At 72.3% G+C, this 249-nt stretch carries 1 protein-coding gene; it reads right to left on the bottom strand.

Annotated elements, in window-relative coordinates:
* The coding region (locus B2U11_RS06185) for a hypothetical protein (RefSeq protein ID WP_292070632.1) at positions 1–249 on the bottom strand (249 nt) is incomplete at both ends.

Raw genomic sequence — 249 nt, 5'->3', positions numbered from 1 at the left:
GAGACCCAAGGCGGCGCGGACCAGATGCGCCGCCTCGACCAATTTCATCAACGCGAGGCGACGGTTGGCCGGGTCACGGCCGCCGCCCTCGACCAGGCCAGGAGCGCCGTCGATGCCCATCAGCCCCTTGAAACCGATCGCGCCGATCGCCTGCGTCGTCATGACGGCGAGCTGTGCGGGATCGCCCCCGACCTTGACGGCTGCGCCGGTGCGGCTGGTGCTGCCGGAAGCGGCGACGCGGCCGTGCGC

Origin of the sequence: Brevundimonas sp. UBA7534, from assembly GCF_002479325.1 — a bacterium.
GTDB lineage: Bacteria > Pseudomonadota > Alphaproteobacteria > Caulobacterales > Caulobacteraceae > Brevundimonas.
The sequence above is the reverse complement of the archived record's forward strand: the minus strand, read 5'-3'. Positions and strand labels throughout refer to the sequence as shown.